The sequence below is a fragment of the Pseudomonas lalkuanensis genome, assembly GCF_008807375.1.
Classification (GTDB): Bacteria; Pseudomonadota; Gammaproteobacteria; order Pseudomonadales; family Pseudomonadaceae; genus Metapseudomonas; species Metapseudomonas lalkuanensis.
This window is the reverse complement of record NZ_CP043311.1, coordinates 1,610,262-1,622,289: the sequence shown is the minus strand read 5'-3', so window position 1 is coordinate 1,622,289 and position 12,028 is coordinate 1,610,262. Positions and strand designations below refer to the sequence as shown.

Below are 12,028 nucleotides of genomic sequence, written 5' to 3'. Positions count from 1 at the left end.
AGGGGCGCCGAAATGGCGCCCCTGTTCTATCCAGGGTTCCCCACAAGATGAGCAGCATCCCTCAGGGGAGCGTCGCCCGGGTGGCGTTGCGGCTGTGGGCGCCGAAGTGGCGGATGAGGCGCACCAGCGCCTGGTCCAGTTGAACATCGTCGGGTAATGGCGCGAGCTGGTTGCCCTGGCTGAACCCCGTCTGCGTCTGCCCTCCCGCCAGCCAGTGGCCGATGCGTGCGTCGAATTCGTCGGCTGCGTCATAGGACTCCTGGGACACCACCAGGCGCAGCGAGTCGCCATCGAAGGGCGGATAGTCAGCATCCGTCCGGCTGTCGGCATAGGCCCGCACGAATGGACTGTCGTTGCGGCCCTCGCGCAGCAGCTTGCGCAACCAGTCGGCCTGGTACTTCTCCACTTCGGTGTGCCGGTTGGCCACCTGCTCGATGGCCGCCAGTTTGTCGCTGTCCAGGCCGACCGCGGCCTTCAGGGCAACCCAGATCAGCGCGGGTGTGCCGTGGCCTGGCAAGGCCTTGGCGTGGTAGGGCTGGGTCAGGTCCTGGATGTAATGCAGGCCCCAGCCGAGGAAGCGATAACCCCAGTACGGGTGGCCGCTCTCGAAAGCGAAGCGCGCGAGGCCCAGGTACTGGTGGACCCGCACTTCGGGGTAGGTGCGCGCCAGATAGGGCGCGGAGCGGTAGATGAGGTCGTCCTCGTGGTAGTAGCCGATATGGAACGGTGCCTGGGATGAGTACTCGAAACGCGCGTCGCCGAAGGGCTGCTTGCCGAAGTTGTAGCGGGCACCGGCTTCACCCGGGTTGTCGCTGAACAGGTTGATGTCGTGGCCGTAATCCGGCTCATCGGCGGCACTGGCCACGACCGCCAGGGCGGGCAGCATCTCGCCGGGCTGCACCTGGTAGAAGCGCCATTCGCGCCACAGGCTGAGCTTGTGGAACACCAGTACGTCGGAGGCATCGAGGGCTGGGCGACCATTCCAGTCCATCCCCGGCAGGGCCTGGACGAAGTAGGCCAGCCTGATCTCGGGGTTCACCCGCAGCGCCGTCAGGAAAGCCCTGCGGTGATCACCGCCATGGGTCGGCACCCAGCGCAGTTCATCAGGTCGTTCCGGGTAGCCCGGAAGGTTCTCGCGGAAGAACTCCTCCTGCTCGTCCAGCAACTGCTCCAGGGCCACGCCCTCCTCGTCCAGGAAGGATTCCAGGCTTTCCACCTGCACCGGCTGCGCGTCCCTGATCTGCGGCTGGTCCGCCAGCGCCAGGGCGGTTCCCAGGGCGTGGTTGGACCAGGCCAGCGCCGCGGAAGGCAGGCCGGCAAGGTTCAGGCTGAGGGCGAGTGCCAGGTACTTCATCGATCACTCCATGACGGGGGGGTCAGGCAAGGCCCGGCAGGGTAACAGCCACGGCGTGGGGCATCACTGTCCAGCCAGGACAACCCGACTCACCGATCAAGCCGACAGGAATGACTCTAGTGCATGAAACGAAACGACCGCCCGGAGGCGGTCGTTTCACGAAGACATGCGGTCACTGGATGTCTTCAGGCACCACCACGATCCAGTTCTTGTCCGCTGTCACCGGCACGCCTTGCCTGGCCTGGGCCTCGGCATTGCGCTTCTGCATCGCGCTGATCTGATCCATGTACTTGGCCTTGCGGTTGATCCACAGATTGATGCCGCCATTGGCCACATCGGTACCGTGGAACATCATGTAGCCGTCGCTGATGGGCGTGTCGCCAGCGGCGAGGATCGGCTTCTTCCACTCGTCGATATAGGTGAGGATCGCCGCGTACTTGCCTGACATCCAGGTGGCCGGAGTCCACAGGTAAGGCGTCAGTTCCAGGTCGAGGTTGGCCTTCGGGTCATACTTGCCATCGGTGATCTGCTTGCGGCTGGTGGTCACCGCGCCGGACGTGCGGTCCTTCAGCAGCGTGGTGACGCCGATGACGTTCTCCGGCTTCACGTTGTAGCCGTACTTCGGGTCCGAAGCGACCATCCGCACCAGTTCTTCCAGGGCGGCAGTGATGATGTAGACCTCGATGCCATTCTCGTTGAGCTTGTTCATCAGCTCCTTCTGGCCGGTGAAGATCTTCGGCGGGTTGATCTCGATGGTCTTCACTTCGTCCCCTTCGTAATAGGTGGCGGGGACCGGCTTGCCGTAGGCCATCAGCTCGTCGACATAACCCTTCAGCTCACGCAGGGTGAAGCCGGAAAACACCTGGGCGACCCAGGGATAGCAGACCAGGTCGTCGACTTCGCAGAGGCGGTAGTAATAGCTGTTGAGGCTTTCCTTGTGCCCCTTCACATCCTTGAAGGGGATCAGTTTGAGCGAGGGGTCGAGCTTCTCGCGGGTGAGGACGCCCTTCATTTCCAGGAAGGGCAACAGGGATTCCTCCAGGTCGTAGCGATAGCTGGTGTTGTCCATGTCGAATACGGCGAAGTTGCCCTGGTTGGCGTGCCTGGCAATCAGCGCATCCAGTTGCTTCGCCGCCGGCTCCGGCCAGTGCTTGAGTTCGGTCGCGGCCTGGGCGCCACTGGCCAACCCCAGGCACAGTGCAGCGGAGATCAACGTCTTGGCGATCTTCATCTTCTTCTTATTCCTTCTGATGATTTGCGTGAGCATGGCGAAGCCCCGACTCCAGCTTCGTCGCCGAACCTAGCAAAGGCTCTGACCGGAGCCGGCACCAGAACGACCTCCAGCATTCTCTTAGCGCCAGCCGATCAGCCACGGGAATGGCAGAGGATTCAGTCCGTCTCGACCGCCTGCGGCTAGACTCAACCTCCCCTCAAGCCGCCAGGAGAAGCGTCATGCTCAAAGCCGAATACAAGACCCGTGGCCCGGTGCCCCAGGACGTGATCGAAGCCGTGGAGTTCGAACTGCCAGCCGTGGCCGCCGGCCAGGCGCTGGTTAAGGTACTGGCGGCACCGATCAACCCATCCGATGTACTCACCCTGACCGGCGAATACGGCATGCTGCCGCCGCTGCCCGCCATCGGCGGCAATGAAGGCGTGGGAGAAGTGCTGGAAGTGGCCGCCGACGTCACCGGCCTGAAGCCCGGCCAGACCGTGCTGCTTCCGGTGGGTTGCGGCACCTGGCGTACCCACCTGATCGCCGAGGCCAAGCAGCTCATCCCCCTGCCCAGCGCCGATCCGCAGCAACTGGCGATGCTCACCGTCAACCCGCCCACTGCCTACCTGATGCTGCGTGATTTCGTCGACCTGCAGCCAGGCGACTGGGTGATCCAGAACGCCGCCAACTCGGGAGTGGGCAGCTACCTGATCCAGCTCGCGAAGATCCGCGGCCTGAAGACCATCAACGTGGTGCGTCGCGACTCGGCGGTGGCCGCCGTGCAGGCCGAAGGCGGCGACGTCGTGCTGGTGGACGGCCCCGACCTGGCCAAGCGCGTGCGCGAAGCCACCGGCGGCACGCCGGTGAAACTGGGCATCGACGCCGTGGGCGGCGCCTCCACCGACCATCTCGCGGCCAGCCTGGCCGAGGGCGGCGTGCTGGTGAACTACGGCCGCATGAGCGGCGAGCCCTGCCAGGTGAATCCGGGCTCCTTCGTGTTCCGCGATGTGACCCTGAAAGGCTTCTGGCTGGCGCGCTGGTTCCGCCAGGCCACGCCGCAGCAACAGATGCAATTGTTCGGCGAACTGATCCAACTGATCGCCAGCGGCAAGCTCAAGGCACGCATCGCCGCCACCTATGACATCAGCCGGATCAAGGAAGCCGTCGCCGCTGCAGCCGGTGGCGAGCGGAATGGGAAGATCGTACTGGTGCCCTGAGAGGCCCCCTCATCCCCGGCCCTCTCCCGATGGGAGAGGGGGGGACTCGCGCCTGGCGCGATGAATTCATCCTGAAGCCCAAAACGACCTGAAACTCAGCGAGGAAGGTGGAGCGACGACCCGTGCCCCTTCAGGAGGCCTAACGGAATCGTTGCAGAGGGGGCGAGCGGCATGGATGCCGCTCGCCGTGCCCCCGGAGCGACGATGGAGGGAGGGCACCCGGTGCAGCCGGGTCGGATGCCGGGGCAAACGTTCTTGGTTACTTCTTTGTGGGCGGCACTTCGACGTTTGAAAGAACTGACTCGCCGGCAGGCGAAACCAGAGACATCCCCGGAAGTCGGCAATCCGCTTGGCTCAGCGGTTCTAGCAATACCTGACGCAGACATAGCCAATTCATTCGCCAAGCGGGCCGCAGGTCCGCCGTGCTCGCCTCAATGAAACAACCAGTACCCCAGCCCCCCCAGGTGCACGGCCACGATCAGCCAGAACTTCACCTGGTAGGCGACCTTGCGATTCTTGTGGCGAATCAGCCTCTGGGCCAGCAGGCCGCCCGGCCAGCCGCCGAGGAGTTCGTACAGGTGGAGACGCGATTCGGGCGTACGTTCTGCCCCGGCTACGGCGAAGCGCTTGTCACGCCAGTACGCGACGAAGCAGACCAGGCTCATGAGCAGATAGACCGCCAGCAACAGCGTCCCGGGCGCAGCGCCACCCAGCAGGGGCTGCACCCACTGGCCCAATCCGTTCGCGGCAGTCTGCAGCAGTTGCTCAACGGCATCCGCACTGGCCAGCGGCCGCGAACCTTCCAGCGATCCGCAGCCCTGATCGGTGTAACGCACCACGCCATCTGCCTGGATGCAGCGATAGACCTCGGCCTGCGCCGAACCCAGCGCGAAGAGCAGCGAGGCCGGGACAAGCCGACGGATCATTCCGCCGCCGGCTTCTTGCGCTTGAGCGGCGCCAGGCCGTCGGTGCTCACCACGCGGGACTCCTCACGCGGCTTGCTCGGCTTGCGCTTGGGCGCGGCGGCCTTGGCCGGAGCCTTCTTGTCGCCTTTCTTGTCGGTCTTTTTCTTCTTGGCGCCAGCGGCCTTGCCGGAAGCCTTGACCTTCTTCGGACCGGTGTAGGTGCCCTTGAGCTCCTTGATGGTCCGGCGCTCGAAGCTCTGCTTCAGGTAGCGCTCGATACTGGACATCAGGTTCCAGTCGTTGTGGCAGATCAGCGAGATCGCCAGGCCTTCGCCACCGGCACGGCCGGTGCGGCCGACACGGTGCACATACTCATCGCCGGAGCGCGGCATGTCGAAATTGATCACCAGGTCCAGGCCCTCGATGTCCAGGCCACGGGCGGCGACATCGGTGGCCACCAGCACCTTGGTACCGCCCTGCTTCACACGCTCGATGGCCAGCTTGCGGTCCTTCTGGTCCTTGTCGCCGTGGAGCACGAACGCCTTGTAGCCGCCCGCCACCAGATGCCCGTACAGCCGATCGGCCTGGGCGCGGGTGTTGGTGAAGATGATCGCCTTCTGGTAGGTCTCGTTGGCCAGCAGCCAGCGCGCCAGCTCCTCCTTGTGCTCGGCGTGGTCGGCCGTGATGATCTGCTGGCGGGTGCTCTCGTTGAGCTGATCGACGCTGTTCAGGCGCAGATGCAGCGGGTCACGCAGCACATTGGCGGAAACCTCGCGCAGCGCGGCGCCTCCGGTGGTGGCGGAGAACAGCAGGGTCTGCTGGCGGTTGGCGCAGAGTTCGGTGATGCGCTGCATGTCCTCGGCAAACCCCATGTCGAGCATGCGGTCGGCCTCGTCCAGCACCAGCACTTCCACCTCGCGCAGGTCCACGGTGCCGGCGTTCAGGTGCTCGATCAGGCGGCCCGGCGTGGCGACCAGCACGTCGGGCAGCTTGCGCAGCATCGCTGCCTGCACCTTGAAGTCTTCCCCGCCGGTGACGATGCCGGACTTGATGAAGGTGAATTGGGAAAAGCGCTCCACCTCTTTCAGGGTCTGCTGCGCCAACTCGCGGGTCGGCAGCAGGATCAGCGAGCGGATGCGCTCACGGGGCTTGGCCTCGCCAATCAGGCGGTTCAGCAGCGGCAGGACGAAGGCGGCGGTCTTGCCGCTGCCGGTCTGGGCGGTCACCCGCAGGTCGCGCCCTTCCAGGGCCGGCGGAATGGCCGCCACCTGCACCGGGGTCGGCTCGACGAATTTGAGTTCGGCAACGGCCTTGAGCAGACGTTCATGCAGGGCGAATTGGGAAAACACGGGGTTACCTCGATCAAAAGCGTAAATAGCTGCATAGGTTACCCGGAGTCGGGAGCAAACGCCCGATTTCCGAATGAGCCAGCGACGGAAAACCCGAGCAGGTATACGCTCTCTGCACCCTTTCCAGGAGCTTCTCCATGCGTCCAGCCCTGATCTACTACGTCGCCGCCAGCCTCGATGGCTACATCGCCCGTCCCGACGGCCGCGTCGACTGGCTGAAGCCCATCGAGGAGTCGGGTGACGATCATGGATACCAGGCCTTCTACTCCAGCATCGATGGCCTGCTGATGGGGCGGATGACCTACGAGAGCATCCTGGCGTTCGGCGGCGAATGGCCGTATCCCGGCAGACCCTGCATCGTGCTGACCCGCAACGAACCCCCACAAGCCAGCCCGGACGTACAGATCAGCCACGACACGCCGGCCCAGGCCCTCGAGCAACTGGCCGCCGCCGGCTGCCGGCGCGTCTGGCTGGTCGGGGGTGGTTCGCTGGCGGGGACCTGCTACTCTGCCGGGCTGCTCGATGAACTGGTGGTCAGCGTCATTCCCCACCTCCTGGGTGCCGGTATCCCGATGTTCGCCACCGGCCTCGAACGCCGCCTCCAGTTTCGCGAGCAGCGCAGCTTTACCACCGGCGTGGTGCAGCTGCACTACCAACTCCTGACCGAAGCCGAGACGCCATGACCACCCTGAATATCGCCGCCGCCTGCCTGCTCGACCCGCAAGATCGCCTGCTGCTGGTGCGCAAACGCGGCACCCACGCGTTGATGCTGCCCGGCGGCAAGCGCGAGGCTGACGAAAGCCCGCTTCAGGCCCTGCAACGCGAACTCTGGGAAGAACTTCAGCTGCGCCTGGAAGCCTCGGCCCTGGCTCCGCTGGGCCGCTTCCGCGCGCCGGCCGCCAATGAGGCGGACACCTGGGTGGATGCCGACATCTTCATCGCCCGCCTGCCCCACGCCGTGGAAGCAGCGGCCGAGTTGGAAGAACTGGCCTGGCTGGAGCCCGGCCAGCCCCACCCGGAAAATCTGGCCCCGCTGCTGCGCGACCACGTGCTGGACGCCCTGGCGGGTCGCTGAGCGACCCTGTTCAGAACCCTTTGCGGGCCTGCCTGCGCAACAGCATCGCGCTGTCCCCGCCGATCAGCAGCACGGCCAGCCAGATCGGCAGGTAGGTCCAGAGCTGGGCGGGGTTGAAGGGCTCGCCGAGGAACGCCACCGCCACCGCAAACAGCAGCACCGGCTCCACGTAGCTGAGAATCCCGAACAACCCCAGGGGTAGCAGCCGGCTGGATGCCATCATGGCCGCGAATGCCAGGGTGCCCAGTAATCCCAGGCCAGGAATCAGCCACCAGAGTTGCGGCGCCTGGCTGAAGGCACCCGGCGGCGAGAAGCTCGCGATCAGCCAGATGGCCAGGGGCGCCAGCACTGCCATTTCCAGGATGAAGCCGGACAATGCATCCAGCTTCATCCAGCGCCGCAGCATGAAATAAGGCGGATAGCCCAGGGCGGTGACCAGGGTCAGCCAGGAGAAGGCGCGGGTCAGCCAGAGTTCGTGCAGCACTCCGGCCAGGGCGCAGAGCACCGCCACCAGTTGCAGCGGTCGCAGGCGCTCGGCATAGAACACCCGTCCCGCCACCACCATCGCCAGGGGCAGCAGGAAATAACCAAGGGACACCTCCAGCATCCGTCCCTGCAGGGGCGCCCAGAGGAACAGCCCCCATTGAAGGCCGATCAGTACCGCCGCAAGTGGCAGGGAAGCCAGGAGCAATGGCTCGCGCCTGAGTCGACCGAGCACGGCAACGAATGCGGGCCATTGGCGGGTCAGCATCAATAACAGGAGCACCGCCGGGATCGACCAGAGCACCCGCTGGGCGAATACCTGAACGCCATCCAGCGGCGCCAGCTCGCGCACGTAACCAGGCATCAGGGCGAACAGGACGGACGCCGTCAGGGACAGCGAGACACCACGACCGGACAGCTTCATGACCGTCTCTGCACGTGGAGAAGGGAATGGGACGACATCATCAGGGCCTCGCGAAGCAGCCGGCGAACATACGCCTTCCTTGCCGCGAGCGGAAGATTAGCAAGGGCGGAATCTGACCATCCGGGCAGGGCCGTCGCTGGCGTTGTTGAAAACGGCATGACTTGAGTCCGAGCGGCCCACGGTGCCCCTCAACCCAACCTCACCCTGCGCCCCAGCCAGATCGCTGCGCGTCCTGGCGCTCATCGGTACCGGAAGCAGTGCATCCGAAAGCCTGCCTGTTCGCCCCAGGGGGAGAGGGAGCTATACGTGCCGGCGTTCAGCCCGGGCACTTCCCTGTGGCGGCGAATTCATTCGCCAAGGAGGGCACCGGTCTCTGTTTCTCGTCGCCCATAAAAAAGCCCGACCTGAACCAGGCCGGGCAGAGTGGGTGCGCTCAAGGAGCCATGGCGCACCTGGAGGAGCGAGGAGCGGAACGGCGGATCAGGCGACCTGGGCCAGTTGAGCCTTGGCGGAGGCCAGGCCCTTCTCCTGGAATTCGTTGCCCATGTTCAGGCCTTCGGCATGAATGAAAGTCACGTCATGGATGCCGATGAAGCTCATGGCCTGGCGCAGGTAGGGCTCCTGATGATCCAGCGGGCTGCCGGAGTAGATGCCGCCGCGAGCGGTCAGGACAAAGGCGCGCTTGCCAGTGAGCAGGCCCTTGGGGCCGGTTTCGGTGTACTTGAAGGTGACGCCGGCGCGCAGCACGTGGTCCAGCCAGGATTTCAGGGTGCTGGGGATGGCGAAGTTGTACATGGGGGCAGCCATTACCAGCACGTCGGCAGCCAGCAGTTCCTCGGTCAACAGGTTGGAGCGCTGCAGGGCGGCCTTTTCGCTTTCGCTCTGCTGTTCGGCGGGCTTCATCCAGCCACCCAGGAGGTCGGCGTCCAGGTGCGGAACCTGCTCGGTGGCGAGGTCGCGAACGGTGATCTCATCGGCCGGGTGGGCGGCTTGCCACTTGGCGATGAAATCCAGGGTGAGCTGGCGGGAAACGGAACCTTGCTGGCGGGCGCTGCTTTCGATGACGAGTACGCGGGACATTTGGGCTACCTCCATCGGGGGGTTGATTGCGTCGATGGGGTGCAGATTATTTCGTCACTAATCGATAAAAAAGCGTAAATATCCGCCTAAAAATATCAAGAAAGTTGATTTGTAACAGAAGGGGCACTAGGCTGGTTGCTGTGCCCGAATCCTGCCTCTGACTACTTGGGATTGCACGTCAGCTTGATCCGCAGCTTGATCACTGCACGGGTGAAGTTGGCCGTCACGTAGGCGCTCTTGCCACTTTCGATCACGGCTTTGCGCACCTTGGGGGTTTCAGGCCCGTTGACGAACACCGCTTTGCACTCCGCTGCGGTTCCACCAACGTTCTGGATATTGATGGCGGCCATGTTGCTTGCAATATCGGTGGTGTCGTAGACGATCTCGGCGCCGTTGTATTGCTTCTCCACCTCGATGGGATAGGCAAGGACCAGGGTCGGCAACAGGGCGAACAGGGCACAGCAGAGTTTCTTCATGGGCGATCTCCAGTGCAGAGAACGCCAGCTTAACAGAGCGCCACAGGCGGAATCAGCGCCATGGGCACACACAATCTGCCTGCATGAGCAGCTAGAGGAGCAGCACCGCATGAAAGCCCCGCGCGTAACCCTGGACCAGTGGCGGACCCTGCAGGCCGTGGTGGATCACGGCGGCTTCGCCCAGGCGGCGGAAGCCACCCATCGCTCGCAATCCTCGGTCAGCTACACGGTCGCGCGTATGCAGGAACAGCTGGGCGTTCCCCTGCTGCGCATCGAAGGGCGCAAGGCGGTGCTGACCGAAGCCGGTGAAGTGCTGCTACGCCGCTCGCGCCAGCTGGTCAAGCAGGCCAGCCAGTTGGAAGAACTGGCCCACCACATGGAACAGGGTTGGGAAGCCGAGGTGCGCCTGGTAGTCGACGCGGCCTACCCCAACGCCCGCCTGGTGCGCGCCCTCTCCGCCTTCATGCCGCAAAGCCGCGGTTGCCGCGTGCGCCTGCGCGAAGAAGTGCTCTCCGGCGTCGAGGAAGTGCTGCTGGAAGGCTCCGCCGACCTCGCCATCACCGGCCTGGACATCCAGGGCTACCTGGGCGCCGGGCTCTGCTCGGTGGAGTTCGTCGCCGTCGCCCACCCCGATCATCCCCTGCATCGCCTGCAGCGCCAGATCAACTTCCAGGACCTGGAAAGCCAGTTGCAGGTGGTGATCCGCGATACTGGCCGAACCCAGCCGCGCAACGTCGGCTGGCTCGGCGCGGAGCAACGCTGGACGGTGGGCAGCCTGTCCACCGCCGCCAACTTCGTCAGCAGCGGCCTGGGCTTTGCCTGGTTGCCACGCCACTTGATCGAGCGGGAACTCAAGGACGGACAGCTCAAGCCGCTGCCCCTGGAGCAGGGCGGCAGCCGCCACCCCTCCTTCTATCTCTATTCCAACAAGGACAAGGCCCTCGGGCCGGCATCACAGATCCTGGTCGAGCTGATCAAGACCTTCGACTCGGCGCCGCTGGACGCGCCATTCGCAGCCCCGCTCCCCAGCGCCTGACAGGAGGTCGTTCATGTCGTATTTCGAGAATGATGGATGCCAGTTGCACTATGAGGACTACGGCCACGGCATGCCGGTGCTGCTGGTACACGGCCTGGGTTCCAGCACCCGCGACTGGGAGTACCAGATCCCCGCCCTCGCCGCTCATTACCGTGTCATCGCCCTTGATGTGCGCGGCCACGGCCGCTCCGACAAACCCCAGGAGCGCTACAGCATTGCCGCATTCGCCGAGGACGTGGCAGCGCTGATCGAGCACCTGGGGTTGATCGATGTGCACCTGGTGGGCATCAGCATGGGCGGCATGATCGGCTTCCAGCTCGGCGTCGATCACCCGGAGCTGCTGCGCAGCCTGACCATCGTCAACAGCGGTCCCGAAGTGAAGCCCCGTTCACCGAAGGATTACCTGGAGATCGCCAAGCGCTGGACCCTCTCGCGCCTGCTCAGCCTCGACAGCATCGCCAAGGCCCTTGGCCGCCTGCTGTTCCCGCTGCCCGAACAGGGTGACCTGCGCAGCAAGATCGAGGAGCGCTGGCCACAGAACGACAAGCGCGCCTACCTCTCCTCACTGGACGCCATCATCGGCTGGGGCGTACGCGATCACCTGCAACGTATCCAGAGCCCGACCCTGGTGATCACCGCCGACCGCGACTACACACCGGTCTCCCAGAAGGAGGCCTACGTGAAGGAGCTGCCGAACGCGCGGCTGGTGGTCATCGAGAATTCCCGTCACGCCACACCGCTGGATCAACCCGAACGATTCAACGCCACCCTGCTCGACTTCCTGGCCGAAGTGGAGCGCAACAAGGACCCGAAACCATGCTGAAGAAACTCGTCCTGGGCGCCTGCGCCCTGCTCGTCTCCCTCAACCTCCTGGCCGCCGAAAAACCCCACGTGCTGCTGACCACCAGCGCCGGGGAAATCGAGGTGGAACTGGAAGCCGACAAGGCGCCGGCCAGTGTGAAAAACTTCCTCGATTACGTGGACGCCGGCTTCTACAACGGCACCGTGTTCCATCGCGTGATTCCCGGATTCATGATCCAGGGTGGCGGCTTCGACACCGATATGAGCCAGAAGGAAACCCGCGACCCGATCAAGAACGAAGCGGACAATGGCCTGCGCAACCTGCGCGGCACCCTGGCCATGGCGCGTACCCAGGCGGTGAATTCGGCCACCAGCCAGTTCTTCATCAACCACAACGACAACGCTTTCCTCGACCACGGCAGCCGGGACTTCGGCTACGCGGTGTTCGGCAAGGTGGTGCGTGGCATGGATGTGGTCGATCAGATCGCCAACGTACCCACCGGCAATCGCGGGATGTACCAGAACGTTCCGTTGCAGCCGGTGGTGATCCTCTCCGCCAAGCGGCTCTGATTTTTCGGCCCGGGCAGGACGCCCGGACCGACCGCTTCACTTTCG

The 12,028-nt window shown here is 64.5% G+C and carries 13 protein-coding genes; 6 read left to right on the top strand and 7 right to left on the bottom strand.

What is annotated here, in order from left to right:
• Positions 1-61: 61 nt before the first annotated feature.
• Both FXN65_RS07750 and FXN65_RS07745 read right to left on the bottom strand, forming a co-directional pair.
• Positions 62-1,354 carry a phospholipase gene (locus FXN65_RS07750; protein WP_151132506.1) on the bottom strand — a complete coding sequence of 431 codons (1,293 nt, stop codon included), beginning with the start codon at positions 1,352-1,354 and terminating at the stop codon, positions 62-64.
• Positions 1,355-1,526: 172 nt separating this feature from the next.
• Positions 1,527-2,585 carry an HAD family hydrolase gene (locus tag FXN65_RS07745; RefSeq protein WP_151132505.1) on the bottom strand — a complete coding sequence of 353 codons (1,059 nt, stop codon included), beginning with the start codon at positions 2,583-2,585 and terminating at the stop codon, positions 1,527-1,529.
• Positions 2,586-2,806: 221 nt separating this feature from the next.
• Between FXN65_RS07745 and FXN65_RS07740 the strand changes: the two genes are divergently transcribed.
• Positions 2,807-3,784, top strand: a complete 978-nt coding sequence (locus FXN65_RS07740; protein WP_151132504.1) for a zinc-dependent alcohol dehydrogenase family protein — start codon at positions 2,807-2,809, stop codon at positions 3,782-3,784.
• A 431-nt stretch (positions 3,785-4,215) separates the two neighbouring features.
• On the opposite strand, the gene FXN65_RS28520 is transcribed toward FXN65_RS07740, so the two are convergent.
• Both FXN65_RS28520 and FXN65_RS07730 read right to left on the bottom strand, forming a co-directional pair.
• A complete protein-coding gene (locus FXN65_RS28520) occupies positions 4,216-4,710 on the bottom strand; it encodes a DUF1294 domain-containing protein (protein WP_151132503.1) in 495 nt (164 codons plus the stop codon).
• Positions 4,707-6,038, bottom strand: a complete 1,332-nt coding sequence (locus FXN65_RS07730) for a DEAD/DEAH box helicase (protein ID WP_151132502.1) — start codon at positions 6,036-6,038, stop codon at positions 4,707-4,709. Before FXN65_RS07730 ends, FXN65_RS28520 begins: the two co-directional genes overlap by 4 nt.
• A gap of 137 nt (positions 6,039-6,175) precedes the next feature.
• Here FXN65_RS07730 and FXN65_RS07725 point away from each other — a divergent pair, with 137 nt between their 5' ends.
• Together FXN65_RS07725 and FXN65_RS07720 are read left to right on the top strand one after the other, a co-directional pair.
• Positions 6,176-6,721 (top strand): dihydrofolate reductase family protein, encoded by a 546-nt coding sequence (locus FXN65_RS07725; RefSeq protein ID WP_151132501.1) that lies wholly within the window; start codon positions 6,176-6,178, stop codon positions 6,719-6,721.
• A complete protein-coding gene (locus tag FXN65_RS07720; protein ID WP_151132500.1) occupies positions 6,718-7,113 on the top strand; it encodes an NUDIX hydrolase in 396 nt (131 codons plus the stop codon). The genes FXN65_RS07725 and FXN65_RS07720 overlap by 4 nt, the downstream gene beginning before the upstream one ends.
• Positions 7,114-7,123: 10 nt before the next feature.
• On the opposite strand, the gene rarD is transcribed toward FXN65_RS07720, so the two are convergent.
• The 3 genes from rarD to FXN65_RS07705 all read right to left on the bottom strand — a co-directional run bounded on the left by rarD (position 7,124) and on the right by FXN65_RS07705 (position 9,576).
• Positions 7,124-8,020 (bottom strand): EamA family transporter RarD, encoded by an 897-nt coding sequence (rarD, locus tag FXN65_RS07715; RefSeq protein WP_151132499.1) that lies wholly within the window; start codon positions 8,018-8,020, stop codon positions 7,124-7,126.
• 480 nt (positions 8,021-8,500) lie between these two features.
• Positions 8,501-9,100 (bottom strand): FMN-dependent NADH-azoreductase, encoded by a 600-nt coding sequence (locus tag FXN65_RS07710; RefSeq protein ID WP_151132498.1) that lies wholly within the window; start codon positions 9,098-9,100, stop codon positions 8,501-8,503.
• A 161-nt stretch (positions 9,101-9,261) separates the two neighbouring features.
• Positions 9,262-9,576: a 3-phosphoglycerate kinase gene (locus tag FXN65_RS07705; RefSeq protein WP_151132497.1), complete on the bottom strand. Its 315-nt coding sequence runs from the start codon at positions 9,574-9,576 to the stop codon at positions 9,262-9,264.
• 109 nt (positions 9,577-9,685) lie between these two features.
• Between FXN65_RS07705 and FXN65_RS07700 the strand changes: the two genes are divergently transcribed.
• Genes FXN65_RS07700 through FXN65_RS07690 form a run of 3 tightly spaced genes read left to right on the top strand, consistent with a single transcriptional unit; the run spans position 9,686 to position 11,983 of the window.
• The gene (locus FXN65_RS07700) at positions 9,686-10,612 is read left to right on the top strand and encodes a LysR family transcriptional regulator (RefSeq protein WP_151132496.1); all 927 of its coding nucleotides are present in this window, start codon (positions 9,686-9,688) and stop codon (positions 10,610-10,612) included.
• A gap of 13 nt (positions 10,613-10,625) precedes the next feature.
• Positions 10,626-11,435, top strand: a complete 810-nt coding sequence (locus FXN65_RS07695) for an alpha/beta fold hydrolase (protein WP_151132495.1) — start codon at positions 10,626-10,628, stop codon at positions 11,433-11,435.
• A complete protein-coding gene (locus FXN65_RS07690; protein ID WP_151132494.1) occupies positions 11,429-11,983 on the top strand; it encodes a peptidylprolyl isomerase in 555 nt (184 codons plus the stop codon). The genes FXN65_RS07695 and FXN65_RS07690 overlap by 7 nt, the downstream gene beginning before the upstream one ends.
• Positions 11,984-12,028 lie beyond the last annotated feature (45 nt).

Coding starts and splice junctions, on each gene's coding strand:
- FXN65_RS07705 (WP_151132497.1), bottom strand. CDS start 9,576: ATGAAGAAACTCTGCTGTGCCCTGTTCGCCCTGTTGCCGACCCTGGTC.
- FXN65_RS07710 (WP_151132498.1), bottom strand. CDS start 9,100: ATGTCCCGCGTACTCGTCATCGAAAGCAGCGCCCGCCAGCAAGGTTCC.
- FXN65_RS07695 (WP_151132495.1), top strand. CDS start 10,626: ATGTCGTATTTCGAGAATGATGGATGCCAGTTGCACTATGAGGACTAC.
- FXN65_RS07700 (WP_151132496.1), top strand. CDS start 9,686: ATGAAAGCCCCGCGCGTAACCCTGGACCAGTGGCGGACCCTGCAGGCC.
- FXN65_RS07745 (WP_151132505.1), bottom strand. CDS start 2,585: ATGAAGATCGCCAAGACGTTGATCTCCGCTGCACTGTGCCTGGGGTTG.
- FXN65_RS28520 (WP_151132503.1), bottom strand. CDS start 4,710: ATGATCCGTCGGCTTGTCCCGGCCTCGCTGCTCTTCGCGCTGGGTTCG.
- rarD (WP_151132499.1), bottom strand. CDS start 8,020: ATGAAGCTGTCCGGTCGTGGTGTCTCGCTGTCCCTGACGGCGTCCGTC.
- FXN65_RS07750 (WP_151132506.1), bottom strand. CDS start 1,354: ATGAAGTACCTGGCACTCGCCCTCAGCCTGAACCTTGCCGGCCTGCCT.
- FXN65_RS07690 (WP_151132494.1), top strand. CDS start 11,429: ATGCTGAAGAAACTCGTCCTGGGCGCCTGCGCCCTGCTCGTCTCCCTC.
- FXN65_RS07725 (WP_151132501.1), top strand. CDS start 6,176: ATGCGTCCAGCCCTGATCTACTACGTCGCCGCCAGCCTCGATGGCTAC.
- FXN65_RS07720 (WP_151132500.1), top strand. CDS start 6,718: ATGACCACCCTGAATATCGCCGCCGCCTGCCTGCTCGACCCGCAAGAT.
- FXN65_RS07740 (WP_151132504.1), top strand. CDS start 2,807: ATGCTCAAAGCCGAATACAAGACCCGTGGCCCGGTGCCCCAGGACGTG.